This window comes from Methylobacterium sp. DB0501 (assembly GCF_011043735.1).
GTDB lineage: Bacteria > Pseudomonadota > Alphaproteobacteria > Rhizobiales > Beijerinckiaceae > Methylobacterium > Methylobacterium alsaeris.
Genome location: NZ_JAAKGV010000021.1, coordinates 69,318 through 94,897, shown reverse-complemented (window position 1 = coordinate 94,897; position 25,580 = coordinate 69,318). Strand labels below are relative to the sequence as shown.

General features: G+C 72.0%; 21 protein-coding genes and 1 pseudogene. 8 read left to right on the top strand and 14 right to left on the bottom strand.

Going from position 1 to position 25,580, the window contains the following annotated elements:
- Positions 1-34: 34 nt before the first annotated feature.
- A complete protein-coding gene (locus G4G93_RS26935) occupies positions 35-1,048 on the top strand; it encodes a TRAP transporter substrate-binding protein (RefSeq protein WP_165088869.1) in 1,014 nt (337 codons plus the stop codon).
- 11 nt (positions 1,049-1,059) lie between these two features.
- Positions 1,060-2,940, top strand: coding sequence for a TRAP transporter large permease subunit (locus G4G93_RS26930; protein ID WP_165088866.1), 1,881 nt, complete (start codon positions 1,060-1,062; stop codon positions 2,938-2,940).
- A gap of 203 nt (positions 2,941-3,143) precedes the next feature.
- Here G4G93_RS26930 and G4G93_RS26925 read toward each other — a convergent pair whose 3' ends face one another.
- Positions 3,144-3,938, bottom strand: a complete 795-nt coding sequence (locus tag G4G93_RS26925) for a transporter substrate-binding domain-containing protein (protein WP_312892271.1) — start codon at positions 3,936-3,938, stop codon at positions 3,144-3,146.
- A 132-nt stretch (positions 3,939-4,070) separates the two neighbouring features.
- Between G4G93_RS26925 and G4G93_RS26920 the strand changes: the two genes are divergently transcribed.
- Complete coding sequence (locus G4G93_RS26920; protein ID WP_165088864.1) at positions 4,071-5,183, top strand: FUSC family protein; 1,113 nt, start codon at positions 4,071-4,073, stop codon at positions 5,181-5,183.
- Between the two features lie 6 nt (positions 5,184-5,189).
- Here the strand turns inward: G4G93_RS26920 and G4G93_RS26915 are convergent, their stop codons facing one another.
- The 4 genes and pseudogenes from G4G93_RS26915 to G4G93_RS26900 form a co-directional block, all read right to left on the bottom strand.
- Positions 5,190-6,293: a hypothetical protein gene (locus G4G93_RS26915; protein ID WP_165088862.1), complete on the bottom strand. Its 1,104-nt coding sequence runs from the start codon at positions 6,291-6,293 to the stop codon at positions 5,190-5,192.
- An 84-nt stretch (positions 6,294-6,377) separates the two neighbouring features.
- A complete protein-coding gene (locus G4G93_RS26910; RefSeq protein ID WP_165088859.1) occupies positions 6,378-7,001 on the bottom strand; it encodes a LysE family transporter in 624 nt (207 codons plus the stop codon).
- A 499-nt stretch (positions 7,002-7,500) separates the two neighbouring features.
- Positions 7,501-8,112: pseudogene (locus tag G4G93_RS26905) on the bottom strand (hypothetical protein); the annotation flags it as partial.
- A 51-nt stretch (positions 8,113-8,163) separates the two neighbouring features.
- Positions 8,164-8,556 carry a hypothetical protein gene (locus tag G4G93_RS26900; RefSeq protein ID WP_165088854.1) on the bottom strand — a complete coding sequence of 131 codons (393 nt, stop codon included), beginning with the start codon at positions 8,554-8,556 and terminating at the stop codon, positions 8,164-8,166.
- 337 nt (positions 8,557-8,893) lie between these two features.
- Here G4G93_RS26900 and flhA point away from each other — a divergent pair, with 337 nt between their 5' ends.
- On the top strand, positions 8,894-11,014 hold the full coding sequence (gene flhA, locus G4G93_RS26895; RefSeq protein WP_165088851.1) for a flagellar biosynthesis protein FlhA: 2,121 nt from the start codon (positions 8,894-8,896) through the stop codon (positions 11,012-11,014).
- A 124-nt stretch (positions 11,015-11,138) separates the two neighbouring features.
- Complete coding sequence (locus G4G93_RS26890) at positions 11,139-11,669, top strand: gamma carbonic anhydrase family protein (protein ID WP_165088849.1); 531 nt, start codon at positions 11,139-11,141, stop codon at positions 11,667-11,669.
- Between the two features lie 79 nt (positions 11,670-11,748).
- Here the strand turns inward: G4G93_RS26890 and G4G93_RS26885 are convergent, their stop codons facing one another.
- The 3 genes from G4G93_RS26885 to G4G93_RS26875 form a co-directional block, all read right to left on the bottom strand.
- Entirely contained in the window at positions 11,749-14,097 is a 2,349-nt protein-coding gene (locus tag G4G93_RS26885) for a bifunctional diguanylate cyclase/phosphodiesterase (RefSeq protein WP_165088847.1), read from the bottom strand.
- Between the two features lie 260 nt (positions 14,098-14,357).
- Positions 14,358-14,861, bottom strand: a complete 504-nt coding sequence (locus tag G4G93_RS26880) for a hypothetical protein (RefSeq protein ID WP_165088844.1) — start codon at positions 14,859-14,861, stop codon at positions 14,358-14,360.
- A gap of 4 nt (positions 14,862-14,865) precedes the next feature.
- Positions 14,866-16,359, bottom strand: a complete 1,494-nt coding sequence (locus G4G93_RS26875; protein ID WP_165088843.1) for an AMP nucleosidase — start codon at positions 16,357-16,359, stop codon at positions 14,866-14,868.
- A gap of 95 nt (positions 16,360-16,454) precedes the next feature.
- Here G4G93_RS26875 and tsaA point away from each other — a divergent pair, with 95 nt between their 5' ends.
- The gene (tsaA, locus tag G4G93_RS26870) at positions 16,455-17,066 is read left to right on the top strand and encodes a tRNA (N6-threonylcarbamoyladenosine(37)-N6)-methyltransferase TrmO (RefSeq protein WP_165088840.1); all 612 of its coding nucleotides are present in this window, start codon (positions 16,455-16,457) and stop codon (positions 17,064-17,066) included.
- On the opposite strand, the gene G4G93_RS26865 is transcribed toward tsaA, so the two are convergent.
- The 6 genes from G4G93_RS26865 to G4G93_RS26840 form a co-directional block, all read right to left on the bottom strand.
- A complete protein-coding gene (locus G4G93_RS26865; RefSeq protein ID WP_165088837.1) occupies positions 17,029-18,207 on the bottom strand; it encodes a GNAT family N-acetyltransferase in 1,179 nt (392 codons plus the stop codon). The two genes, tsaA and G4G93_RS26865, sit on opposite strands and share 38 nt — an antisense overlap.
- Positions 18,204-19,514: a lipopolysaccharide biosynthesis protein gene (locus G4G93_RS26860; protein WP_165088835.1), complete on the bottom strand. Its 1,311-nt coding sequence runs from the start codon at positions 19,512-19,514 to the stop codon at positions 18,204-18,206. The genes G4G93_RS26865 and G4G93_RS26860 overlap by 4 nt, the downstream gene beginning before the upstream one ends.
- A gap of 348 nt (positions 19,515-19,862) precedes the next feature.
- The gene (locus G4G93_RS26855; protein WP_165088832.1) at positions 19,863-20,315 is read right to left on the bottom strand and encodes a hypothetical protein; all 453 of its coding nucleotides are present in this window, start codon (positions 20,313-20,315) and stop codon (positions 19,863-19,865) included.
- Between the two features lie 245 nt (positions 20,316-20,560).
- Entirely contained in the window at positions 20,561-20,947 is a 387-nt protein-coding gene (locus tag G4G93_RS26850; RefSeq protein WP_206290044.1) for a hypothetical protein, read from the bottom strand.
- A 96-nt stretch (positions 20,948-21,043) separates the two neighbouring features.
- A complete protein-coding gene (locus G4G93_RS26845; RefSeq protein WP_165088829.1) occupies positions 21,044-22,492 on the bottom strand; it encodes a UdgX family uracil-DNA binding protein in 1,449 nt (482 codons plus the stop codon).
- Positions 22,492-23,703, bottom strand: a complete 1,212-nt coding sequence (locus G4G93_RS26840) for a putative DNA modification/repair radical SAM protein (RefSeq protein WP_165088827.1) — start codon at positions 23,701-23,703, stop codon at positions 22,492-22,494. The genes G4G93_RS26845 and G4G93_RS26840 overlap by 1 nt, the downstream gene beginning before the upstream one ends.
- A 157-nt stretch (positions 23,704-23,860) precedes the next feature.
- On the opposite strand from G4G93_RS26840, the gene G4G93_RS26835 reads away from it, so the two are divergent.
- Entirely contained in the window at positions 23,861-24,070 is a 210-nt protein-coding gene (locus tag G4G93_RS26835; RefSeq protein WP_165088824.1) for a hypothetical protein, read from the top strand.
- Positions 24,071-24,198: 128 nt separating this feature from the next.
- Positions 24,199-25,566, top strand: a complete 1,368-nt coding sequence (locus G4G93_RS26830; RefSeq protein ID WP_165088821.1) for a Gfo/Idh/MocA family protein — start codon at positions 24,199-24,201, stop codon at positions 25,564-25,566.
- Positions 25,567-25,580: the final 14 nt, after the last annotated feature.

Here is a 25,580-nt window from a genome sequence, read left to right as displayed (position 1 = left end):
CGGTCCAGATCCCCCAAATCCCCGAGGAAACGCCATGAGCCATTCCCTCTCCCGCCGCACCCTGCTGGCCGGTGCCGCAGCCTTTCCCCTCGCCACGGTCTTCACCCGCCCCGTCCGCGCCGCCGAGTTCGAGTACAAGCTCGCCACCGGCCAGGATCCGACCCATCCGGTCAACATCCGCGCCCAGGAAGCCCTGAATCGCATCCGCGAGGCCTCGAACGGGCGGCTCGACATCAAGCTCTTTCCGGCCAACCAGCTCGGCTCCGACACCGACCTGCTGTCGCAGGTCCGCAACGGCAGCGTCGAGTTCTTCAACCTCTCGACCTCGATCCTCTCGACCTTCGTCCCGGCCGCGGCTTTGCCCAATACCGGCTTCGCCTTCAAGGACTATACCGAGGTCTGGACGGCGATGGACGGGGGGCTGGGCACCTATATCCGCGAGCAGATCGCCAAGACGCCGATCCAGGCCGTCTCGAAGGTCTGGGACAACGGCTTCCGCCAGATCACCTCGTCGACCCGTGAGATCAAGGCCCCGGAGGACCTGAAGGGCTTCAAGATCCGCGTGCCCCCCTCGCCGATGCTGACCTCGCTGTTCAAGGCGTTCGATGCCGGCGCGGCGCCGCTCAACTTCAACGAACTGTACTCGGCGCTGCAGACCAAGATCTTCGAGGGCCAGGAGAACCCGCTCGCGATCATCGCGACGACCCGGCTCTACGAGGTGCAGAAGACCTGCAGCCTCACCGGCCACGTCTGGGACGGCTACTGGATCCTCGGCAACAAGCGCGCGGTCCAGCGCCTGCCGGAGGACCTGCGCGCCCTCGTCGGCCGCGAGCTCGACCGCTCGGCCGACGACCAGCGCGCCGACATCGTGCGCCTGAGCGCCTCCCTCGTCCAGGAGCTCGGATCCAAGGGAATCACCTTCGTCGACGTCGATCGCCAGAAATTTCGCGATGCGCTCGGTCGCACGACATTCTACAAGGACTGGAAGAACAAGTACGGCGACGCCGCCTGGGAGCACCTCGAGGCGGTCGCCGGCAAATTGGCCTGAGGGAGGCAACCATGCATGTCGACATCGCGACGGAGACGCCGGCCCTGCCGGCGGCATCCGCCAAGCGCGCCTGGGCGCGTACGCTCGACAACGCCCTCGGCCCGCTGATCGAGATTCCGGCCGCCCTGCTGGTGGTGGCCGAAATCGTGGTGCTGCTCGCGGGCGTCGTCAGCCGCTACGTCTTCCATTCGCCGATCGTCTGGTCGGACGAGCTGGCCTCGATCCTGTTCCTGTGGCTCGCCATGCTGGGCTCGGTGGTGGCCTATCGGCGCGCCGAGCACATGCGGATGACGGCCCTGGTCAGCATGGCCTCGGTCAAGACCCAGGCCTTCCTGGAGGCGGTGGCGCTCGCCGCCGGCCTCGCCTTCGTGCTGATGCTGCTGCATCCGGCCTACGAGTTCGCGGCCGAGGAGGTCTTCGTCCAGACGCCGGCGCTCGAGATCACCAATGCCTGGCGCGCCGCCGCCCTGCCGGTCGGCTTCGGCCTGATGCTGGTCGTCGCGGCGCTCCGCCTGATCGAGTGTGCGGACTGGCGCCACGCGGTCGGGGCGGTGGCGCTCACCGGGCTCATCATCGCCGCGCTGATGCTCGCCGAGCCGACGCTGCGCACGCTGGGCAACTGGAACCTGCTGATCTTCTTCGTCCTCGGCGTCGGCGCCCTGGTCTTCACCGGCGTGCCGATCGCCTTCGCGTTCGGGCTCGCCACCTTCGGCTACCTGATGCTGACGACGCGGGCCCCCGCCATGGTGGTGGTCGGGCGCATGGACGAGGGGATGAGCCACCTCATCCTGCTCGCCGTGCCGCTCTTCGTGTTCCTCGGCCTGCTCATCGAGATGACCGGCATGGCCAAGGCCATGGTGGGCTTCCTGGCGAGCCTGCTCGGCCACGTCCGCGGCGGCCTGCACTACGTGCTGGTCGGCGCGATGTACCTCGTCTCGGGCATCTCGGGCTCCAAGGCCGCCGACATGGCGGCGGTGGCCCCGGTGCTGTTCCCCGAGATGAAGCAGCGCGGCGCCAAGGAGGGCGACCTCGTGGCGCTGCTGGCCGCCACCGGCGCGCAGACCGAGACCATCCCGCCCTCGCTGGTGCTCATCACCATCGGGTCGGTGACCGGCGTGTCGATCACCGCGCTCTTCACCGGCGGCCTGCTGCCCGGCGTCGTGCTCGGCATCACGCTCTGCATGCTGGTCTGGTGGCGTTACCGGGGCGAGGACCTGAGCCACGTCCGGCGTGCCACCAAGGGCGAGGTGGGCAAGGCCCTGGTCATCGCCTTCCCGGCGATCGCCCTGCCCTTCGTCATCCGGGCCGCGGTGGTGGAAGGTGTCGCGACCGCCACGGAAGTCTCGACCATCGGCATCGTCTACGCGATCCTCGCCGGCCTGCTGATCTACCGCCAGTTCGACTGGCGCCGGGTCTACCCGATGCTGGTCTCGACCGCCTCCCTGTCGGGGGCGATCCTGCTGATCATCGGGGCTGCGACCGGCATGGCCTGGGCGCTGACGCAGTCGGGCTTCTCGCAGAGCCTGGCGGTGATGATGAAAAGCCTGCCCGGCGGGGCGCTCGGCTTCCTGGTCGTCTCGGCGGTGGCCTTCGTGATCCTCGGCTCGGTGCTGGAAGGCATCCCGGCGATCGTGCTGTTCGGACCATTGCTGTTCCCGATCGCCCGCCAGGTCGGCGTGCACGAGGTGCACTACGCGATGGTGGTGATCCTGGCGATGGGCGTCGGCCTGTTCGCGCCGCCCTTCGGCGTCGGCTACTACGCCGCCTGCGCGATCAGCCGGATCCATCCGGATGCCGGCATCCGGCCGATCGTCGGCTACATGCTGGCGCTGCTGGCCGGCCTCGTGGTGGTGATCCTGGTGCCGTGGATCTCGATCGGCTTCCTCGGCTGAACGAAACCCGCGACGGCGATGTCCGGAGCCGATGCTCCGGACATCGCGGCATCCGGACCGTGTTTCGACCCCTCCGCCCTTTCCCGGACGACCGAGCGGTCGGCGGAAGGGGATCCGGGAAAGAGCGGAGGCTCGTTCTTGAGCGGGCCGGGGGGCGTCACGCACCCGGCTCGTCCGTGAGACCGGGCAGGCGCCCCTCCCCCCTACTCCGCCGCCTTCGCCAGCGCCTTGCCGTAGGCGCCGCTCTTCAGGGTCTTCGTCAACCACTCGTCGACCGCCGCCTTCAGGGCCGGGTCGCGGGTCATCCAATAGGCCTTGTCGGCCTTGTCGAAGGTGTCGGGCACGGCGGCCGGGCAGAGCACGCCGGCGCTGCGCCGCGACTGGTAATCGACCTCGGCGCCGTCGGTGACCATCAGGTCGGCCCGGCCCTCGGCCACCTCCTTGAAGATGGCGCGGTTGTCGGGAAACACCCGCACCGAGGCGTGCGGGAAGTTGGCGTCGGCGAAGCGCTGGTTGGTGCCGCCGGGATTGACCACGACGCGGACCTCCGGCTTGTCGATGTCCTTGACCGTGACGAAGCGGGCCTTGTCGGCGCAGCGCACGATCGGGCGCTTGCCGTCGGTGAGGACCGGCACCGAGAAATCGGCCACCGCCGCCCGGTCGGGCGTGACGCTGACGCCGCCCATCGCCACGTCGTAGCGGTCGGCGAGCAGGTCGTCCTTCAGCGTCTTCCAGGTGGTCGGCACGATCTCGACCTTGACGCCGAGCGCACGGGCGAGCTCGCCCGCCATGGTCACGTCGGCGCCCTTGATGCTGCCGTCGGGCAGGCGCAGGGAATAGGGCGCGTAGTCGCCCGACATGCCGACACGCAGCGTGCCGTCCTGCTTGATCGCGGCCAGTGACCGCGCCTCCGCCTGCACGGTGACGAGCATGCCCATCATCCCGACTACACCCGCGATCTTGCGCATCGTCACTGCCCTGACCTCGCTTGCCGTCACCTCTTCTCTCGTAAGGACATCGCACGGGTCCGGTAAAGCCCGGATGACGGCCTGGGCCCCACGTGACGCGGCTCATCCCCGGCGCGAACCCTTACCATTGACTCGGCGGCCCGCACCGGCTTCCTCGCCGGCATGGCCTCTCTCCCGGACAGCCTGCGGCGGGCACCGACGATCCTGCGGCGCGCGCTCGACCGCCAGCGCCCGCGCCTGACGCAGGGGCTGCGGATGACCGCGGCGAGCCTCGCGACCTTCGTGCTGGCGGAGGCCCTCCGGCTGCCGCAGGGCTACTGGGCGGTGATCACCGCGCTCATCGTCACCCAAGGGAGCGTCGGCGGCTCGCTCAAGGCGGCGTTCGACCGGTTCCTCGGCTCGGTGCTCGGTGCCTGCTACGGCGGCGCGGTCGCCTTCGCGATCCCGCATCACGGCGGTGCCTCGACCTTCGCGGCCCTGTTCGTGGCGGTGGCGCCGCTGACCTTCGCGGCGACGGTCTCGGCGGGGTTCCGCATCGCGCCGATCACCGCGATCATCGTGCTGCTCTCCACCACCGGCTCGACGCTCGGCCCCATCGCCTTCGCCCTCGACCGGATCTTCGAGATCGGGCTCGGCTGCGTCGTCGGGCTCGCGGTCTCGCTCGGGCTGGTGCCGGCCCGGGCCTCTCGCGCGGTGACGCAGCAGGCCGCCGGCCTCGCCCGGCTGCTCGCCGGCCAGCTCGAGGCCCTGGCCCGCCTGGATGCGGAGGAGACGCCGGAGGCCAAGGCCCTGCCGCCGGCGGTGCGGCGGAGCCTGTCGCGCCTCGAGACCGTGGCGGGCGAGGCGGCGCGCGAGCGTCGCAGCCGGCTCTCGGCCGCCCCCGACCCGGACCCGCTGCTGCGCACCCTGATGCGCCTGCGCCACGACCTCGTGCTGCTCCGCCGCGCCGTCGCGGAGGCCGACGCGGACGTGCTGCGGGTCCACATCGCCGAGGCCTGGAGGGCCGCCGCGAACGCGGCGGCGGCGCGCCTGCGCGATCTCGCCGAGGCGCTCGCGGCGGGGCGCCGGCCCGCCGGCGACGACGCGGCCCTGCTCGCGGCCATCGCCGGCTACCGCGAGGCCATCGACGGGATGCGCCGGCGCCAGGTGACCCGGACGCTCCCGACCGACGGCGTCGGCCGCATCTTCTGGCTCGCCTTCACCCTGGAGCAGCTGCGGCGCAACCTCGACGACCTCGCCGCCCGGGCCGAGGATTTCGCGACGCCCGAGGCGTGAGGCGCGTCAGGGCGTGCGCTTGCGCAGCACCATGTTGCCCTGGAGCAGGAATTTCTGCGCCCGCTTGCCGGTATCGACCTCGGTGGTGAAGACATTCCCCCGGGAATCGATCGCCAGGTTGTGGACCCAGTGGAAGTCGCCGGCCATCCGGCCGTTGCGGCCGAAGCGGCCGAGAATCGCCCCGTCGTCGCGCCGCAGGGTGCGGACCTCGTTGTTGGCGCCGTCGGCATTCATCAGGAAGCTCTGCGCCTCGTCCGGCCACAGGGCGAGTTCCCAGACCGAGCCGTTGGCCCGGGTCTGCGGCTCGACGGTGAATTCCTTCACGAAGGTGCCGTCGCGGCGAAACACCTGGACCCGGTCGTTGGTGCGGTCGCAGACATAGACCAGCCCGTCGCGGGCGACCTGGACGCAATGGACCGGGTTGCGGAACTGCCGCGCCGGCGCCGCCGCCGGATCGTAGGGGCCGAGGGGTAAGTCGGTCGGCGGCTCGCCGTAGGCGCCCCACATCCGCTTGAACGCCCCGGTCTCGGCGTCGAACACGATGACCCGGTGGTTGTAGTAGCCGTCGGCCACGTAGAGCTCGTTGGTCTCCGGATCGACCTGCATGTTGGCGGGCCTGCCCAGGCGCGTGGTGTCGCGGCTGTCGGTCTGCGGCCCCGCCTTGCCGATCTGCATCACGAAGCGGCCGTCTTTCGTGAACTTCAGGATCTGCCCGTTCTGCTCGCCGTTGCCGGCGAGCCAGACGAAGCCCTTGTGGTCGATGTGGATGCCGTGCTCGTTCTGCGGCCAGTCGTAGCCCTCGCCCGGCCCGCCCCAGGACTTGATGAGGGTGCCCTCCTGGTCGAACACCAGGACCGGTGGGGCCGGGACGCAGCAGCGGCTGCGCGGCGGGGTCAGGCTCGCGGCCTTCTCGTCGTCGGTGAGGGTGCGCGGCCGCTGGATCACCCAGACATGGTCCTCGGCATCGACCGCGACGCCCGCCGCCTGCCCCATGATCCAGTTGTTCGGCAGGGGCTTGGGCCAGGCCGGATCGACCCGGAATTGCGGCGTCTCCTGCGCCAGGGCCGGGCCGGCGCAGACGAGGGCGACGAGGACGGCGATCCAGCGCATGGTGATTCCTCCCGTTGTGGTTGCCGCCACTGTAGGGGAGGTTCGCCAAGCCGCGCCAGCGTTCAGGCAATGCCGCGCCAGCGCTCAAGCCTGCACGGCGCGCCAGACCGCCAGGGCCGCGCAGGCCACGAGGGACGCCGCCAGGACGTGCCGGGCGAGGCGGCCGGTCCCGGCGAGCCGCGCCCGGCAGGCCGGCCTGGCGAGGACGAGGCCGACGAGGCCGAACCAGAGTGCCGCCATGCAGAACACCGCCGCTCCCGCCAACGGCAGGGCCGCCCGGTCCGGATGGGCGAGGAAGAAGCCGGTGAAGAAGGCGAGGCTCACCGGATTGGTCAGTGCCGCGCCGAGGCCCAGGGCGAAGGTGCCCGCGTCGCGCCCCGGCGCGAGCCGGGCGGGATCGTCGGGCCGACCGGCCCGGCCGCTGATCAGCCGGAGGGCCGCTCGCAGCATCAGGAATGCGAACAGGGCGGTGCCGAGCCCGGTGACGAGCCGGCCCGCCGGCAGGAGCGAGGCGCCGAGCCCGGCGAAACTCGCCGCCAGCGCGGCGCCGCAGGCGACCCCGAGGGCGGCGACGAGCGGTCCCCGCCCCGGAGCCGCGACGCTGGCACGTACCACCACCAGCAGGTTCGGACCGGGAGACGCCAGGACGGGGGCATAGGCGGTGACGAGCGGCCCGAGCAGGGCGGGCCAGATCTCGGTCTCGGGCATCGGGCGGCTCCCCGGCGCCCCCGGCGCCGTTCTAGGACCATAAAGATGCCAAAACGCCGGGGATGCGCGTCCTCCGATTGGAGGAGGCGAGGTGCTCCGATGCACAGTTCACTCAAGACGAGACAAGTTTTCCGGCGGCCGGCCCGCTCCGCCGCGAGGGGCATGGACAGTCGTCGATCAATCCCGTCGTTCCAGGGCGGATCCGCGCAGGCCATGCGCAACGGGAAGCGGCGGCGGGGTCGCCCCCGCCGCCGCTTCCCATGTTCATCTGGCGGGCCTCACCCGCCCCGGATCAGCGACGCTCGGTGCCGAGCGGCTGGCGGGCCGGGGGCAGCTCGTCCTCGATGCCGAGTTGACGCTCGCGGGTGGTGCCGGGCAGGCCGGGATCGACGGTCTGGGTCGTCGGCGTGGCACCGGCCGCGAAAGGCATGCCGCCGGTGTTGAGGCCGGTGGTGGTGCTGCCCGCCGCACCCACCGCCGACGAGCCGCCGGCGACCGCCGCCGGGTTGGTCATCGAGGGAGCGGTCCCGAAAGCGGCGGCCTCGTCATGGCGGCCGGTCCAGCCTTCCTGGCGCCAGCCCCGGGAGCGGTCGTCCATGTCGACCGAGCCGTGCTCCTTCAGGATCGAGGCGACCCGGTCGGCATGGGCGTCGTCGGCCCGTACGGTGACCAGGGTGCCGCCGCGGCGCACGCCTTCGGCGTAGGAATGGGCCTGCTCCTCGCTGAGCCCCGCGCCGGTGAGCGAGCCGATCAGGCCGCCCGCCGCCGCGCCGACGCCGGCACCGGCGAGCGTGGCGACCAGCCAGCCCGCCGCCACCACCGGGCCGACGCCCGGAATGGCGAGAAGGCCGAGGCCGGTGAGCAGGCCGGCGCCGCCGCCGAGCACGGTGCCGAGCGAGGCGCCGGCCCCGGCGCCGTTCGACGCCTCATGGGCGGTCTCGCTGGTCGTCGCCGTGTCGTGGCGGGAGACGTGGCCGGAATAGCGCTCGTCCTGGTTGTTGGCCACGATGCTGACGTCGGCGTGCGGCACGCCGGCCGCCTCCACCTTGCGCACCGCCGCCGAGGCGTCGTCGTAGCTGTCGAACAGAGCCGTGATGGTACGGGTCGCCATGGGCGTTGTCCTTCGATGAGAGAATGGAGCGATGAGAGAGGGCGGCGAGCCTTAGCGGGCGGTCGAGACGTTGCCCTTGAAGTCGAGGCCGACCATCACGGTGTTGCCGGACTGCATCGCCTGGCCGCGCCAGATGCCCTGGTCGTCCTTCTTGAGGTCCTTGACGTCCTTGAAGCCGGCCTGCTCCATGCGGCTGCGAGCCTGGGCCTCGGTGAAGCTGTTGGCGCCGGGCTCGAGCTTGGCGTTGGTGGCGACCGTGCCGGTGGTGCCCGGGTTGCTCTTGTCCATCATGTCGGTGTTGGGCCGGGTCACCGCCTCCTGGCCCTGCGACTGGGTGCTGGGCTTGGCGTCGCGCGCCGGGTCGCCCGTCACGGTAGTCTGGGCCTGCGCCGCGCCGGCGCCGAGCATGCCGAGAGCCGCGAGAGTGATGAGGGTCTTGCGCATGATCTCCTCGAACCTTGTCTGACCGATCGATGCCATCTCAATCATTGCCGGGCGGCTTGGTTCCGCAGGAGGAACGTCGAGACCGAGGTGAACAACGAATTTAATATGAGCGTCAGCCCAGCTTGACGATTGAGAGCGGCCAGCTCATCTTCGCTTTGCGCTGCGGCGCACAAAACTGGAACACGACAATTGTTCCAGTATGAACAGGTCGGTTTCGATAGCGCGCGATCCGTTCGGCCGGAGACCCTCCCGGTTCCGCGGCGTCCGGCCCGGCCGTTAACCGATCCCTAACCATGCACCCGGCAGGAATTGCCGGGTCGACGGTGGATGGGATCTGATGAGCGAGACCGGGGCACTCGGCGCGGGCCGCATCTTCGCGCTGCCGACGCGGGCCGACCTGATGGCGCTGACGCGCCGCAGCGACATCGTGCTCGCCGTCGCGGTGCTCGGCATCCTGGTGGTGCTGATCTTCCCGCTGCCGGCCCTGCTCCTCGACCTGCTGCTCGCGGTCTCGATCATCCTGTCGGTCCTGATCCTGATGACCGGCCTGTTCATCGAGAATCCGCTCGAGTTCACGGTCTTCCCGGTGGTGCTGCTCATCGCCACGATGCTGCGGCTGGCGCTGAACCTCGCCTCGACCCGGCTGATCCTCGGCCACGGCCACGAAGGGACGGCGGCGGCCGGCCACGTCATCGAGGCCTTCGGGCACTTCGTGATGGGCGGCAACTTCCTGATCGGGATCATCGTCTTCGCGATCCTGATCATCGTGAACTTCGTCGTCATCACCAAGGGCTCGGGCCGGATCGCGGAAGTCGCGGCGCGCTTCACCCTCGACGCGATGCCGGGCAAGCAGATGGCGATCGACGCCGATCTCTCGGCCGGCCTCATCGACGAGAAGGCCGCCCGGACCCGCCGCCAGTCCCTGGAGGACGAATCCTCGTTCTTCGGCGCCATGGACGGCGCCTCGAAATTCGTGCGCGGCGATGCGATCGCCGCCCTGCTGATCACCGTCATCAACGTGGTGGGCGGCATCATCATCGGCACCGCCCAGCAGGGCATGGGATTCGGCGACGCCGCCAAGACCTACACCCTGCTCACCGTCGGCGACGGCCTCGTCAGCCAGGTCCCGGCCCTGATCGTCTCGACGGCCGCCGGCCTCCTCGTCTCCAAGGCCGGCGTGCGCGGCGCGGCCGGCCGGGCGCTCGGGCGCCAGATCGCCAACTACCCGAAGGCGCTCGGCATGTCGGCGGGCGTGATGATCCTGATCGGGCTCCTGCCCGGCATCCCGATGCTGCCCTTCCTCGGCCTCGGGCTCGGCGCCGCCTATCTCGCCCGCCGCATCGCCCTGATGCCCAAGCCCGTCGAGGCCGAGGACGGGGCGGGCGGCGCGGCGCAGGCCGCCAACGGCACGGCGGCGCAGGAGGAGACCGCCGCCGACCTCCTGAAGCTCGACGACCTGAAGCTCGAGATGGGCTACGCCCTCCTGCCCCTCGTCAACGGGCCGGGGGGGCAGGACCGGCTCACCGACCAGATCCGGGCCCTGCGCCGGCAACTCGCGGCCGAGCTCGGCTTCGTGATGCCCTCGGTGCGCATCCTCGACAACATCCAGCTCGACGCCAACAGCTACGTGGTGCGGGTCAAGGAGATCGAGGCCGGGACCGGCCAGGTCTTCCCGGGGCAGTTCATGGCGATGGACCCGATGGGCGGCCAGGTGCAGCTGCCCGGCCAGCACCTCCTGGAGCCGACCTTCGGGCTGCCGGCGACCTGGGTCGATGCCTCGCTGCGCGACGAGGCCCAGCTCAAGGGCTACACCGTGGTCGATGCCGCCACCGTGGTCTCGACCCACCTCACCGAGGTGATCAAGGCCCACGTCGCCGACCTCCTCAACCACGTCGAGGTGCACAAGCTCCTGAAGGAGCTGCCGAAGGAGCACGGCGAGCTCCTGAAGGAGGTGGTGCCGGGCCAGATCGCCACCACGGGCATCCAGCGGGTGCTGCAATACCTGCTCGCCGAGCGGGTCTCGATCCGCGACCTCGGCACCATCGTCGAGGGCATCGCCGAGGTGGCCGGCCACATCAAGAACCCGCGCGACATCGTCGAGCATGTCCGCGCCCGCCTCGGCCGCCAGATCTGCGCCCAGTACCAGGGGCCGGGCGGCGTCCTGGCGATCATCACCCTGTCGCCGGCCTGGGAGGGCGCCTTCATGGAGGCGATCGTCGGCCATGGCGACGAGCGCCACCTGGCGATGCAGCCCTCGAAGCTGTCGGATTTCGTCACCACGGTGCGCGACCGCTTCGAGGAGGCGGCGCGGATGGGCGAGATGCCGGTCCTCGTCACCTCGGTCCAGGCCCGGCCCTTCGTGCGCTCGATCATCGAGCGCTTCCGCCGCGAGACCCCGGTGATGAGCCAGGCCGAGATCCACCCGCGGGCGCGGCTGAAGACCGTCGGCTCGGTGTAGAGGCTGCGCGGGAGGGGCCTGCCGGCGTGGATGATCGCGCGACGGGGTGGTCGCGGGATCGGGCTGACGGCGCCGATCCGGCATGCGAAAGGGGATCGGACACGAATCCCGGAGGACCCCGCCGATGCCGCTCTATGCCCTCGACACCGTCAGCCCGGTCCTGCCGGAGGACGGCAGCGCCTGGATCGCGCCCGACGCCCACGTGATCGGGCGGGTGCGCCTCGGCCGCGAGGTCGGGGTGTGGTTCGGGGCGGTCATCCGCGGCGACAACGAGCCGATCGCGATCGGCGACCGCACCAACATCCAGGAAGGTGCGGTGCTCCACACCGATGCGGGCTTCCCCCTCACCCTCGGCGACGGCATCACGGTCGGGCACGGCGCCATCGTGCATGGCTGCACGGTGGGCGACGACACGCTGATCGGGATGGGCGCGACGATCCTCAACGGTGCCAGGATCGGCCGCAACTGCCTCGTCGGCGCCAATGCGCTGGTCACCGAGGGCAAGGAGTTCCCCGACAACAGCCTGATCGTCGGCGCCCCCGCCAAGGCGGTGCGGCTGCTCGACGAGACGGCGGTGGCGTCCTTGCGCGCCTCCGCCGACCGCTACGTCGCCAATGCCAAGCGCTTCGCGCAGGGGTTGCGGCGGATCGACTAGGCCGCTCCCTCGCCGTTCCGGGACACCCGGACGAGGGCCGGAGATCCGCCCGATCCCGTCGATCGGGCGGATCTCCGCCTCACGCCGCCGCCTCGTTGCCGGGCGCCTCGCGGGTGTGCTCGATGAAATGCGCGATCGGTCCGGGGCGGCCGAGGAGGTAGCCTTGCGCCTCGTGGCAGTTCTCGGCCCCCAGGAAGGCGAGTTCGGCCGAGGTCTCGACGCCCTCCGCCAGGACCGGCAGGCCGAGGCCCCGGCCCAGCCCCAGCACCGCCCGCATGATCGCCGCGGTCTCGCGGTTGATGTCGACGGCGCGGATGAACGAGCGGTCGATCTTGATCTTGTCGAACGGGAAGGCGCGCAGGTTCGACAGCGACGAGTAGCCGGTGCCGAAATCGTCCATCGCGATCCGCACCCCCATCGCCTTGATCCGGCGCAGGGCCGCGAGCGCCCGCACGGGATCGCGCACCAGGGCGGTCTCGGTGATCTCGAGTTCGAGCCGGGCCGGCGAGAGGCCGGTGGTGAACAGGACCTCGTGGACCAGCTCCGAGAAGCCCGGGGCATGGAGCTGCACGGCCGAGACGTTGACGGCGACGCGCAGGGGCTTCTCCCAGGTGGCCGCCTCGCGGCAGCTCTCGCGCAGGACCCACTCGCCGATGGCCAGGATGCTGCCGATCTCCTCCGAGATCGGGATGAACAGGTCGGGCGGCACGGTGCCGCGCTCCGGGTGGTGCCAGCGCACCAGCGCCTCGAACCCGACCACGACGCCGCTGCCGACCGCCAGCTGCGGCTGGTAGACGACCTGGAACTCGCCGCGCTCGACGGCGTGGTGCAGGTCGTGCTCGATGGCGCGCCGTTCGCGGATCTGCGCGGCGAGGACCGGCTCGAAGAACCGGTGGATGCCGCGGCCGTGGTTCTTGGCGCAATAGAGCGCGGCGTCGGCGTGGTTGAGCAGGGTCTGGCCGTCCTCGGCATCGGTCGGGCAGAGTGCGATGCCGATGCTGGTCGCCAGGATCGGACCGGTGCCGGCCAGGGCGTTGCCCTCGCGGATCACCCGCAGGACCTCGGTGGCGAGCCGGCCGACCTCCTCCGCCGTCGTGACGTCGGGCATCAGGATCGCGAACTCGTCGCCGCCGAGGCGTGCCATCATCTGCCGCGGCCCGAGCACCGGCGCGACCCAGCGCGCCAACGCCTGCAGCAGCCCGTCGCCCATCGCGTGGCCGTAGAGGTCGTTGACGTCCTTGAACCGGTCGAGGTCCAGGCAGAGCACCGCCACGAGGTGCCCGCCCGCCCGCGCCAGGGCGATCTCCTCGTCGAGACGGCCGCGGAAGCTCGCCCGGTTCGGCAGGCCGGTCAGCGTATCGTGATGGGCAAGGAAGCGGATGTCGCGCTCGGCCTGGCGCCGCGCCCGCAGGTCGCGCACGGCGTAGGCATGGCAGGGCTGGTTGCCGAGCGGCCGGCGGATCACGTCGACCGGCAGGGCCTCGCCGTTCGCGCCGTGAAGTTCCGCCTCGACGACGTCGCCGCTCGGGCCGGCGTCGAGGCGCCGCAGCAGCGCCTCCGGCAGGATCTCGGTGACCGGCTGGCCGACCAGGGCGGCGGGCGCCCGGCCGATCAGCTCGGCGAGGCTGGTATTCACCGTGACGATGCGCCCGTCCCGGCAGACCGCGATGCCCTCGACCGCGGCATCGGCGAGGTTGCGGATCAGGTCCTGCTCGGCGCGCCGGCGCCGGACGCGGCCGTCGAGGGCGAGGCCCGTGAGGGCGAGGACGAGCAGCGTCAGGCTGGCGAAGCCCAGCGATGCGGCGAACTGGCCGTCGAGGGGCGTCGGCGAGAGGCCCTCCCCGGCCGCGACGACCCCGGCGACGTGCGGCAGCATCGCGGCCGCGGACACCATCAGCGCCCCGGCGGCGCGGCTGGCCGGACCCTCCCACCGGTTCGGGATCGACAGGGCGAGGCCGCAGAGCCCGATTCCCCCGAGGCCGGAGAGGCCGAGACCGAGGAGCCAGGCCGGCCCGCCCGCCATCGGCAGGTCGGCCGACACCGTGGCGGCGGAGGCCGTGAGGCCGAGACCGATCAGGAGGCCGCCGAGCCAGGGCGCGACACGGGGCGGCGCCGACACCGCGCTCCGCAATCCGGCGCCGGTGAGGAGGATCATCAGCACCAGGCCGAGGAGCAGGGTGTCGCCGTCATTCTGCATCGCGTTGACGGGCCGGATCGCGGCCTGCGCGATGACATGGCTCGCCCACGCCCCGAAGCCGCCGGCGATGGCGGCGGCCGAGATCCAGATGCCCCGGCTGGTGCCGGTGGTGATGCGGGCATGCTGGAGCAGGTCGATCGCGGTGATCGGGGCGAGCACGCCGATCAGCAGCGACAGACCGATGAGCCGACCATCGTGCAGGGCGACCAGGGCTTCGGCGGTCTGCAGCATGAAGGTTCGCGTCCGGCTCCGACTGAACGCAACCTGTCCGACGGCCGGTTGCGAACCGGTAAAAGCATTGTCGCCGAATCGTCCGGTCAGGCGCGAACAGTCAGGATTTGCAATGGGTCGCTGACGTAAGGGTCTCGGGCCGTCCGGCCTCGAGGCGGATCATGGCCGGGCAAGGACATTGTTCCTCATGTCGTCCAGGCATCCCCCGCGCCCTGGCTCTGCACCCTCGCGGCGGGGGCGACATCAACGGCACCCGGCCGTCAGGTCTCGTCGAGGCGCAGCCGCGTCACCGCGCAGCCCCGCGCCACGATCTCCGCCGGTGCGAGGTCCGGGAACAGGCTGCGGTATCGGCGCACCAGGGCCGCCGCCAGGGCCTCGGCGTCCCGGATCGTCGGCAGCGACGCGGCGAACAGCTCCGGCGTCACCGCCGACACGGGCACGCCCTGGCGGATCTCGGTGCACAGGCCGGTGCGGAACCGGGTCGGGTCGAGGACCGGCAGCTCCTCGGGGCCGCCGGGCCGCCGACGCCCCGGCCGCCGGATCGGCAGCAGGGCGTAAGCCAGGCCGACGCGGTTGATCGTGCGTTCCAGGTTGAAGTGCACGAGGTCGCGGCCGACCCCCGCGAGGGCGGCGAAATCGTCCTCGTGCAGGCGGATCAGCGCGTCGGCGCCGAGGGAGGCGGCGAGATCCGAGATCGCCACGACGCGCTCGGACGCGCCGTCCGCCACGGCGACGTGGCGGCTGTTCGAGATCGGCAGCGGCATCGCGTTACCGGAACGGCGGCTCGTCGAAGCTGCGCAGCTTGCGCGAATGCAGCCCGTGCCGGTTGCGCCGCAGCGAATCGAGGGTGGCGAGCCCGATCAGGAGGTGCTCGCCCACCGCCCGCTCGTAGAAGGCGTTGGCGGCGCCCGGCAGCTTGATCTCGCCGTGCAGCGGCTTGTCGGAGATGCAGAGCAGCGTGCCGTAGGGCACCCGCAGGCGGTAGCCCTGTGCCGCGATGGTGCCACTCTCCATGTCGACGCCGATCGCCCGGGACAGGTTGATGCGCCGGCGCTCCTGCGACCAGCGCAATTCCCAGTTGCGATCGTCGTAGGTCACCACCGTACCGGTGCGCAGGCGCTGCTTCAGGGCCTCCGCCCGTTCGCCGGTGACGCTGGCGGCGGCCTCCTGCAAGGCGACCTGGACCTCGGCGAGGGCCGGGATCGGCACGTCCGGCGGCACCAATTCGTCGAGGATCCGGTCGCGGCGCAGGTAGGCGTGGGCCAGCACGTAGTCGCCGATGGTCTGCGACTGGCGCAGGCCCCCGCAATGGCCGACCATCAGCCAGCAATGCGGGCGCAGCACCGCCAGGTGGTCGGTGATCGTCTTGGCGTTGGAGGGGCCGACGCCGATATTGACGAGGCTCGTCCCCTGTCCCGGCTGTCCTTGCCCGTCCCGGGCGACGAGGTGGTAGGCCGGCATCTGGAACCGGTGCCAGGGCGAGGCGGCGATCAGCGCGTCGGCCTGCGCGCCCGCCGCCTCCCCGGCCTCGACCGCGACGCCGCCGGGCAGGACCAGGCGGGCGTAGCGCTCCGGCTCGGCCACCAGGGCCTTCAGGCCGACCCGGATGAACTGGTCGACGTAGCGGTGGTAGTTGGTGAGCAGGATCCAGGGCTGGATCTGGCGCCAGTCGGCTCCGGTATAGTGTACGAGGCGGCGCAGCGAGTAATCGACCCGCGGCCCGTCGAACAGGGCGAGCGGCCGCACCTCGTCGCCCGCCTCCTGCCACAGCCCGTCGGCGATCTCGTCGCCGACGCTCGACAGCATCGGGGTCGGGAAATGGCGGGCCAGGTCGCTCGACGTGACGCCGCGGGCCAGTTCCGCCCCGGGCTCGACGACGTAGGGGTACGGGATCTCCTGGGCGCTCAGGCCGACCTCGATCGTGGCGCCGTAATCCTCGACCAGCGGGCGCAGCTGCTCGAGCAGGTAGGCGCGGAAATGCGCCGGCTGGGTCAACGTGGTGGCGTAGACGCCAGGACCCTGGAACTTCGCGGTGGCGCGGGTGATGCGCGGCAGCGGCCCGGACGGCCGATAGGTCAGGCGCAGCTCGGGGTAGCGGAAGGTCAGCCGCTCGGCGGCATCGGGGGCGGTGCCGTGGCTCAGGAAGCGGGTCAGCGCGTCCCGCAGGCTCCCGGTGGCGGCGGCATGCAGGGCTGCCAGGCGATCGACCGCCGTCTCGGGATCGGCCACCGTTTCCATCGGTCTCAGCTCGTCGACGAACACGCGATCGGTCTCCCTGCTGCCCTGCCGGCCAGCCTATACCGGGTGCCGCTGCGGGGCGACCCGGATCCCGCGGGTTTCGGCACGGAGGTGACGCGATGAGCGAGGCGGATGGCGAGTTCGACCCGCGTTCCGGCGCGGAGTTCGGTCCGCGCCCGGGCGAGGAGGCCGTCGAATTGCCCGAGGCGTTCGATGCCGGCCTCTATTTCGTCGGCCGGGTGCGCACGCCCTGGACCGTGCGGTCGGACTGCCCGCGCAATTCGGGCCGGTCGAGCGCCGTCTGCACCCTCGAGGTCGATCCCCGCTTCGCCCCGGCCTTGCGCGGCCTTTCCGGCACCAGCCACCTGATCGTGCTCTACTGGATGGACCGGGCGCCGCGGAACCTCGTGGCGCAGCAGCCCCGCCACGCCCCCGAACCCCGCGGCACCTTCGCGCTGCGCTCGCCGGCCCGGCCGAACCCGATCGCGGTCTCGGTGGTGGAGCTGCTGGGCATCGAGGGCAGACGCGTGCGGGTGCGCGGCCTCGACTGCCTCGACGGCACGCCGCTCCTCGACATCAAGCCCTATTTCGCCTCGACCGATGCGAAGCCGGAGGCCCGGGTGGGATGGCGCGAGGCCGACGCGGCCCGCGAGGCCGACGCGGCCCGCGAGACCGACGCCGCCGACACCACCGTCATCGGGGGCGCCGCAGCCGGGCGAGGCACGCCTTGAGCCAGTCCCTGGCGGCATGCTGGCGCCGCGCCCGCTGCGCGAGACGGTCGGGCGACGGGCCGCCCGGGGGCGAGACCACGATCTCGGCGATGCGGGCGCGGTCGGGGTAGAGGTCGTCGAGCACGGCGCTGTCCAGCGTCGCCGAATCGAGCCGGTCGGCGAAGCGGGTCTCGTGCAGCGCCCGCACGATCTCGGCCTCCAGCAGCACGCCGGGGGCGAGGGAGCGCAGTTCCTCGTCATAGGCGGTCTTGAGCAGGGTCGCGGTGCCGTTGCAGACCAGCGCGAGGCTCGCGGCGACGACCCGGCCGTCGAGGCGCAGGAGGTCGGCACGCGCCATCACCGGCCCGTCCCCGGCCCGGAACAGGGCCTGCGCCAGCCCGGCGGTCCGCGCGTCGCAGGCGAGCGCGGTGCCGGCCCGCCCCTTCCAGCCGCGCCGCTCCAGGGCGAGGAATTCCGCGACCGCACCCGCCAGGTCGCCGTCCGGCCCGACCGCCTCGATCGTGACGGCGCCGGCCTCGTCGAGCCGCCGCCGGCGCCGGCGCAGGTCCTTGAGCCGTCCCTTGTGCGGATGCTCCTTCAGGAAGGCCTCGTGGCTCGGCCGCCGGTCGAGGACCGGGCGCGGGAAGCCCGCGATCTCGGCGCCGGCCCAGCCGTCGCGGGCGAGCGCGGCAAGGACGCTCGCGCCGACGGAATCCTCCGCCGGCAGGAGCGGCCACCACCACGCGACGCCCAGGCTCCGCATTCCGGCGACGAGGGACGAGAGGGCCGGCGCGGTCTCCGCGCCCGCCGCCACCAGCGGCACCGTCACGGTCAGGTACGGCGAGGTGAAGGGCCGGGCGATCCGCCCGAGCCCGAGGGGCCCGCGCCCGAGGCGGAACGGCAGCAGCGCCAGGAGGTCCGGGCCGCGCCGCACGACGAGGCAGGGCAGGCCCGTCGGAGCGAGGCCGTGATCGCGATGCGCCGCCATCACCCGGCGGGAATAATCCGGGTTCGACCCGGCCGAGCGGGCGGTGAGGGCGTCCCAGGCGGCGGGCTCGCGGGCGAGGCCCGCGAGGGTCGTGACCGTGCAGGTGATCTCGGTGCAGCACGTCGCGGTGCTGGTCGGGGCCGCGGCGAGCGGGATCGTCGTGTGGGCGTTCATCGGGCGAAGGCCGGGGTGAGGAGGCCGAGGCGGCGGCGGGCGAGGAGCGCCAGGGCCGCCCCCCGCCCCGCGGTGACGAGGCAGGCCGCGAGCGCCGCCCCGGTCAGGCCGAGGAGCGGCACCAGGGCGAGGGTGAGGATCACCGCCGCCCCGAGGAGCGCGACCGTGACGGCGGCGCAGGCGCGCTCGGCCCCCAGCATGGCGAGCAGGTCCTCGGCCGGCCCGAAGGCCGCCGCGAGACCGTGGCCGGCGACGAGGATCGCGAGGAGCGGCAGGGCGGCGCGGAATTCCGGCCCGAACATCCCGAGGAGCAGCGGTCCCGCCGCCACCACGGCGAGGCCGGTCCCGACGGTCGCGAGCAGCGTCAGCCGCGACCAGCGCCGGACCAGGGCCTCGAGCCCGGCCCGGTCGCCCTTGGCCTGCGCCTCGGCGAAACGCTGCGCCGTGACCGAGGAGGCGGCGTACTGGACGAAGACCACGAATTGCAGCAGCCGCGTCGCCGCGAAATAGGCGCCGACCTCGGCCGGCGGCAGCAGGAAGCCGAGGACCAGCACGTCGACGAAGTTGAAGCCCGAGCCGGCGAGGTCGATCAGCGCCATCGGCAGCGCCGCCCGCAGCCACTCGCGAAACGGGTAGAGCGCCCGGTCCGGGCGCCGCTCGCGCCGCAGGCGCCGCAGCAGCAGGCCCGCCTGGAGCGCCAGCGACAGGGCGGTGGCGGCGAGCGTGCAGGCCACCGCGACCGCGGCCTCGGCGGGCGCCCCGACGGCGACCGCCGCGAGCATCAGGGCCATGATCAGGCCCTGGCGCAGCAGGTAGGGCGGCGCGACGGCGAGCAGCGTCCAGTTGCGGCCCCGCGCCACGCCCTCGCAGAAATCCTGGAGCGCGAAGAGCGGCAGTACCAGCGCCGCCACGAGCAGCGGGGCGGCGTAGCCGGGGCCGACGAGGCCGGGGACGCACCAGAGCAGGGCGGCGCCGAGCCCCGCCGCCACGGCGCCGGCCGCCAGCGAGAACAGGGATCCGAACGCGAGGAAGCCGCGTGCCAGCCCGCCCGCTCCGGTCGCCCGATAGGTCGGCAGGAAGCGGCAGGCGGCCTGCGACAGGCCCCAGGTCGAGGCGTGGCCCAGCAGCGCGGTCCAGACCCAGACCGTGGCGAAGATGCCGTATTCCTCGCCGCCCATCAGGCGCGCCATCAGCACCTGGGCGACGAAGGCGCAGGCCGCCGCGGCGATCCGCACGCCGAACACCGCGAGCGCGGTGCCGGCGCCGCCGCCCGCCTCCGCCTCGCCGAGGGACATCCCGGCCGCCATTCCGCCGCTCCGCTCTGCGCGAAGGTTCTGGGTAGCGGGTCGGACTTGCAGCGGGGTTAAGTGGGTGGGGAGAAATGCGGGGGCGGGCGAAAGGCTGCCCGGCCCGACCCCTCCGTTCCCTCTGGGCGGCAGGGTGCCGGGCGGGAAAAGGGAAGCAGCCCGCCTCCGCACGAGGCGGGACCGTTCCGGCGGGCGCTCCCTGGATTCGGCGTCGCGCCGCCCCTGTCCCGCCTCGCCACCCTCCCCGCGGAGGGAGAGGGTTCACCCGCGCTCAACCGGTTACCCGCGTTGAAAAATCTCGGCCGCGAACAACGATCGGATCACGATCGCCCCACCGCCGGCCCCGGATCACGGCTCCTCGGCCGCGGCCGGCACGGCCGGTGCCTCGCTGTCCGCCCGCGGCTCGGCATTGGCGAAGGCCTTGGTGGTCAGCAGCGGCTCGAGCCGTCGGGCCAGTTCCTGGCCGAGATGTCGCGTGTAGGGGCCGGTGAAGTAGCGCCCGCCGGCGCCGCGGCCCTCGAAGTGGTCGCGGGCCTTGGTCATCGCGTCGACCTCGGGCCGGCACAGGAAGCCGATCACCCCGGCGGCCTCGTACCAGCGGCCGGCCCGGGCGTGGGCGAGGGCCGCCGGGTTGTTGCCGATGGTCTCGGCGAAGCAGTCGGTCGCCGCCTGCTCCAGGGGGGTGAGGACCGCGCGCCGGTGCTCGGCGCGGGAGGGAGCGGCCACGGCCGGATGGGCCGCGGCGGCCAGTTCCATCGCCGCGAGGGTGCAGATCGCGCCGTACAGCAGAGCTTTCATCATCCGGTCCTCGGCCGAATCAAACGCCTCTATCCCGGCAAGCCTCGTGCCGATCAAGGGCGGATCTTGGGCGAAACCTGGAAGGGGCGCGATTTTCGCGCCCTGTGTTATCGCTGCAAAGCTTAAGCGGCAAATTCTGCAGCGCGGCGCAGCTCGTGACGGCGGCAACGGTTGCGTCAGCCGCGGCGCCCGAGCCAGCCGCGGCGCCCCATTTAGCCGCGGCGCTCGGATCAGCCGCGGCGCTTGGATCAGCCGCGGCGCTCGGCGTTCCAGCGGCCCTTGCAGGAGGTGGAGCCCGAGGTGGTCCAGGTGCCGTTTCCGCCGCCCTCGGTGCCGAGCCGGCCGACCACCTGGGCGGCGGCGTCACCCCGGCTGATCGTCGCCCGGACGGCGCCGCTCGGCTGCACCCGCCCGGACACGGTGAAGTCGCCGCCGCCGGCGTAGCGGGCCTGGCCGTTCTGGATGATCACGCCGTAGCGGTAGGCGCGGTCGCAGGAGCCGCTCTCGGTGATGACCTCGACGCTCCAGGTGCCGTCGAAGCGGTCCGGCGCCTTGGCGCTGGTTCTGGCGATGGCGGGCGCCGCGACGGCGCCCAGACAGATTCCCGCCGCGACGGCGGACACGATCAGCCTCATGGTCCTCGTTTCCCGGTTCGGTCTGGCGACAAACTCGGCAGGACCGGCTTGGTTTCCGCAGTGCGGCCTTTCCGCAACGGATTCCGCGAGGATGGCCTACCCGAAGGCACCGGCAGGCGCCGCCGCCAGCGACGCGGCGCGCCGCAGGTCGTCGACGAAGGCCTCGTACGCCTCGGGCCGCGCCTCGTCGGGCAGGCGCAGCAGGTAGGAGGGGTGGACGGTGATGAAGCCGCCATAGGGCTTGCCCGCGAAGGCCGCCGGGCCGCGGGCGCGGGTGATCGGGATCTGGCGGCCGGAGAGCGCCAGCACGGCGGTGGCGCCGAGCGCCACGACGAGGCGCGGGGCCACGAAGGCGAGCTCGCGGTCGAGCCACCAGCGATAATGCGCGACCTCGCCGGCGGTCGGCGACTTGTGGAGGCGCCGCTTGCCCCGCGCCTCGAACTTGAAGTGCTTGACCGCATTGGTGAGATAGGACCGCTCGCGGTCGATCCCCGCCTCGCGCAGGGCCCGCGCCAGGAGCTGGCCCGCCGGGCCGACGAAGGGCCGCCCCTGAAGGTCCTCCTGGTCGCCCGGCTGCTCGCCGACGAAGGCGATGGCCGCGCCCTGCGGTCCCTCGCCGAGCACGGCCTGCGTCGCGCCGGGCACCAGGGGTTCGGAGGCGCGGATCACCGCGTTCAGCGCCGCCAGGGAGGCGGGCTCCTGCGCCGCCATGGCGGCCAGGGCACGAGCCGGCACGCGCTTGACCGGCGCTTCCGGCGCGCGCTCGATCATCTCGCCGACCCGCCGCCCCGCTTCCCGCACCAGCCCGGGAATCGCCGCCGTCTCGGGCATGTTGTGCCAGTACTTCTTCGGCATCTCGGCCCGCATCGCCGCGAGGTTGGTGCGCGCGGGGTTGAAGGTGCTCGAGTAATAGTCGGTCCAGCCGGCCTCGAACGCGTCCTGCTCCGGTACGTCCTCGCGCCGCCCGGGCGGTCCGAAGGACAGGGTCCGTCCGTCCCAATGCGCCGAGCCGTCCGGGGTCAGGATCGACCAGTCGAAGGACGGGAAGCGGGCGGAGAAGAAGGGGGCGGCCTCCGCCAGGATGTGGTGCTCGGGCTCGAACCAGGCGGCGAACCGTTCGCGCCCGCCCGCCCCCCCTTCGCCCGTCCCGGCGCGGCGGAAGCGCAGGAAGGCGTGCATCTTGTGCAGGTCGCTCGCCACCGCCTTGCGCATCAGGTTCAGGCGATGGACCAGCGGGTCGCTCGCCACCTCGGCGAGGTGGCGCTCGCCGTCGGCGACCCGCCGGACCAGCCGGTGGAGGAGGCCGTAGCGCTCCGGATCGCGGTGCATGACGACGGCGGGCACGAGGGCGGCCACCGCCCGCGGCAGGGCGAGGGCGGGCGAGGGCCCGGCCGCCGGCGCATCCTCGGGAAACAGCGATTGCGCCTCGCCGGCGATCCAGGTCACCGCGTCGGGCGCCACGTCGTCGCGGATCAGCCGCCGAACCGCCGCGCGAAACCCGTCGAGATCGGCGCCCGGCCGCAGGCGGATCGTGCGGGTGCGCATCAGAACAGGCTCAGCTGGCGCGGCGGCTCGGCGAGGCGGGTGCGCAGGTCGAGCCGGTCGGTGAGGCGCACCGGCGCGTAGTCGGCCGCGATCAGGAACGGCCGGGCGCGCTTCAAGCCCGATGTCAGGCGCGCCACGTCGTCGAGCCGCAAGGTCGCGTGCTTGCGCGCCGCCACGATCTTGTCGACCGCCCGGACTCCGAGCCCCGGCACCCGCAGCAGCATCTCGCGGTCGGCCTTGTTCACGTCGACCGGGAAGCGGTCGCGGTTGCGCAGGGCCCAGGCGAGCTTGGGGTCGACGTCGAGGGCGAGCATGCCGGATTCGGTCGCCCCGGCCACGTCGTCGGGCGAGAATTCGTAATACCGCATCAGCCAGTCGGCCTGGTACAGGCGGTGCTCGCGCCGGAGCGGCGGCGATTGGCTCGGCAGGATCGAGGCGGCGTCGGGGATCGGGCTGAAGGCCGAATAGTAGATCCGCTTCAGCCCGTAACGGTCGTACAGGCGGGCGCTGGTGCGGATCAGCGATTCGTCGGTGCTGGCATCGGCGCCGACGATCACCTGCGTCGACTGGCCGGCGGGGGCGAAGCGGCGCTTCTCCTCCTTGGCCTGCAGGATGCGCTCGCCCATCTGGCCCATCGCGGTCTGGATCGCGGCGCCGTCCTTCTCCGGCGCCAGCCGCTCCAGGCTGGCCTCGGTCGGCAATTCGAGGTTGATCGAGAGCCGGTCGGCATAGAGCCCGGCCTGCTCGATCAGCCACGGGCTCGCCTCGGGGATGGTCTTCAGGTGGATGTAGCCGCGAAAGCCGTGGCGCTGGCGCAGGGTCTTGGCCACCCGGATCAGCTGCTCCATCGTGTGGTCGGGCGAGCGGATGATGCCCGACGAGAGAAACAGCCCTTCGATGTAGTTGCGCTTGTAGAACTCGACCGTCAGCGTCACCACCTCGTCGACCGAGAACTTGGCCCGGCGGACGTTCGAGGAGCGCCGGTTGACGCAATAGGCACAGTCGAACAGGCAGTAATTGGTGAGCAGGATCTTGAGCAACGAGACGCAGCGCCCGTCCGGCGTGTAGGCGTGGCAGATGCCGGCCCCGGTGGTCGAGCCGAGCCCGCCGGCCTCGGCCTTGCGCTTCGGCGCCCCGGACGAGGCGCAGGAGGCATCGTATTTCGCCGCGTCGGCGAGGATCGTTAGCTTCTTCTTCAGGGCATCGTCCATGCCCGCAACCTGGGCTCTGTTCCTGGTTCGTTCAAGGCGGAAGGTGGCGCGTCCCCGTGGTCGAAAGCCGCATCGGGGGGTGCGTGCCGGGAACCCGCCCCCTGCCCTCTCGTTATCCTGCCGATTGGAGTTCTTCTAATTCGCAAGGAGCCGCACCATGGCGACGACCCCGTCCGCGAACTGCCACAGCTGCCGCTACTTCGACGACCACAAGCTCAACGGCGCCACCGCGCAGGGCGAGGAAGGCCTGTGCCGATTCAACCCGCCGGTAAGCCAGCCGGAGCCGCAAGGGCACGGCCTGTGGCCGGTGGTCTCGGCCCAGGACTGGTGCGGGCATTTCTCGCCGGAGATGATGGCGGGCGAGTGAGCCTCCATCCGGCGTGAGATCTGGAGGGCCGTCCCGCGAGGGGCGGCCTTTCCTATTTCCCTTCCCCGGAACCCCGCCTCCCCCGACACGTTGCGCAGGCTCCCTCCCCCGACCCGGATGGTTGCTCGATGCCGGACGACGTCACCGCCCTCTCGCGCCGCAGCCTGATGTTGGCCGGCGGCGCCTCCCTGGTGGGGATCGGCAGCGCGGCCGCGCAAGGAGCCGCGGGGCAAGGGACGCCCGGCCCCCAGCGCCCGGTCGATACCGGCAAGGTCGAGGACGGGCGCGTGACCTTCCCGAACTGGCGCGGCCCCTCGGACCGTCCCTCCCCGCCCCCGCCGGCACCGCTGCCGCCTAGCGAGCGGGTCGGCTTCGCGATCGTGGGCCTCGGCCGGCTGTCGCTGGAAGAGATCCTTCCCGCCTTCGGGGAATGCCGGAAGGCCAGGCCCGTGGCGCTGATGTCGGGCTCGCCCGACAAGGCCAAGGCGGTGGCGGCGCAATGCGGCATCAAGCCGGAGGCGGTCTACGGCTATGACGGCTGGGACGCGCTCGCCCGCAACCCGGAGGTGAAGGCGGTCTACATCGTCACCCCGAACGCCCTGCACCGCGATCAGGTGATCGCCGCGGCCGGCGCCGGCAAGCACGTCCTGTGCGAGAAGCCGATGGCGGTCTCCTCCGGCGAGGCGCGGGCGATGATCGACGCCTGTGCCGGCGCGAAGGTGAAGTTGATGATCGCCTATCGCTGCCAGTACGAGCCCCATAACCGCGAGGTCGTGCGGCTGGCCCGCGGCGGGAAATACGGCAAGGTCAAGCTGATCGAGGCCACCAACACCCAGACCATGAGCCTGCCCGAGCAGTGGCGGATGAAGAAGGCGCTGGCCGGCGGCGGCGCGCTGCCGGATATCGGGCTCTACTGCCTCAACGGCGTGCGGGCGCTGATGGGCGAGGAGCCGGTCTCGGTCCAGGCGCAGATCCAGTCGCCGGACGACCCGCTCTATCGCGAGGTCGAGGAGACGGTGGCCTTCACCCTGCGGTTCCCGTCCGGCGCCCTGGCCCTTTGCTCCACCAGCTACGGCGCGCACGAGACCCGCTCGCTGACCGTCCAGGCCGAGGGCGGCGCGATCCAGCTCCAGAATGCCTTCGCGTATCGGGGCCAGCGCCTGTTCCTGAACCATCGCGAGGGCAAGGCGGAGGCGAGGGAGGAACGGGTGCTGGGCGAGAAGAACCAGTTCGCGCTCGAGATCGACCACATGGCGACCTGCATCCTGGAGAACCGCACCCCCCGCACCCCGGGCGAGGAGGGACTGCAGGACCAGATCCTGATGGAGGCGATCTACGAGGCCGCCCGCACCGGCCAGAGCGTGGCGCTCAAGGGCCCGGAGCGGAGCGTGCCCAAGAGCGACAAGGAGAGGGGCGACAAGGAGAGGGGCGGCAAGGACCAGGACGGCAAGCCCCTCGACCGGACCCGCGGCCCGGAGCCGGAGGATGCCGGCTGACCGGGGCCGAAGGC

Excerpts from the sequence above, each read along its gene's own strand:
- G4G93_RS26935 (WP_165088869.1), top strand. The coding sequence starts at position 35 with ATGAGCCATTCCCTCTCCCGCCGCACCCTGCTGGCCGGTGCCGCAGCC.
- G4G93_RS26930 (WP_165088866.1), top strand. The coding sequence starts at position 1,060 with ATGCATGTCGACATCGCGACGGAGACGCCGGCCCTGCCGGCGGCATCC.
- G4G93_RS26920 (WP_165088864.1), top strand. The coding sequence starts at position 4,071 with ATGGCCTCTCTCCCGGACAGCCTGCGGCGGGCACCGACGATCCTGCGG.
- G4G93_RS26915 (WP_165088862.1), bottom strand. The coding sequence starts at position 6,293 with ATGCGCTGGATCGCCGTCCTCGTCGCCCTCGTCTGCGCCGGCCCGGCC.
- G4G93_RS26910 (WP_165088859.1), bottom strand. The coding sequence starts at position 7,001 with ATGCCCGAGACCGAGATCTGGCCCGCCCTGCTCGGGCCGCTCGTCACC.
- G4G93_RS26900 (WP_165088854.1), bottom strand. The coding sequence starts at position 8,556 with ATGCGCAAGACCCTCATCACTCTCGCGGCTCTCGGCATGCTCGGCGCC.
- flhA (WP_165088851.1), top strand. The coding sequence starts at position 8,894 with ATGAGCGAGACCGGGGCACTCGGCGCGGGCCGCATCTTCGCGCTGCCG.
- G4G93_RS26890 (WP_165088849.1), top strand. The coding sequence starts at position 11,139 with ATGCCGCTCTATGCCCTCGACACCGTCAGCCCGGTCCTGCCGGAGGAC.
- G4G93_RS26885 (WP_165088847.1), bottom strand. The coding sequence starts at position 14,097 with ATGCTGCAGACCGCCGAAGCCCTGGTCGCCCTGCACGATGGTCGGCTC.
- G4G93_RS26880 (WP_165088844.1), bottom strand. The coding sequence starts at position 14,861 with ATGCCGCTGCCGATCTCGAACAGCCGCCACGTCGCCGTGGCGGACGGC.
- tsaA (WP_165088840.1), top strand. The coding sequence starts at position 16,455 with ATGAGCGAGGCGGATGGCGAGTTCGACCCGCGTTCCGGCGCGGAGTTC.
- G4G93_RS26865 (WP_165088837.1), bottom strand. The coding sequence starts at position 18,207 with ATGAACGCCCACACGACGATCCCGCTCGCCGCGGCCCCGACCAGCACC.
- G4G93_RS26860 (WP_165088835.1), bottom strand. The coding sequence starts at position 19,514 with ATGGCGGCCGGGATGTCCCTCGGCGAGGCGGAGGCGGGCGGCGGCGCC.
- G4G93_RS26855 (WP_165088832.1), bottom strand. The coding sequence starts at position 20,315 with ATGATGAAAGCTCTGCTGTACGGCGCGATCTGCACCCTCGCGGCGATG.
- G4G93_RS26850 (WP_206290044.1), bottom strand. The coding sequence starts at position 20,947 with ATGAGGCTGATCGTGTCCGCCGTCGCGGCGGGAATCTGTCTGGGCGCC.
- G4G93_RS26845 (WP_165088829.1), bottom strand. The coding sequence starts at position 22,492 with ATGCGCACCCGCACGATCCGCCTGCGGCCGGGCGCCGATCTCGACGGG.
- G4G93_RS26840 (WP_165088827.1), bottom strand. The coding sequence starts at position 23,703 with ATGGACGATGCCCTGAAGAAGAAGCTAACGATCCTCGCCGACGCGGCG.
- G4G93_RS26835 (WP_165088824.1), top strand. The coding sequence starts at position 23,861 with ATGGCGACGACCCCGTCCGCGAACTGCCACAGCTGCCGCTACTTCGAC.
- G4G93_RS26830 (WP_165088821.1), top strand. The coding sequence starts at position 24,199 with ATGCCGGACGACGTCACCGCCCTCTCGCGCCGCAGCCTGATGTTGGCC.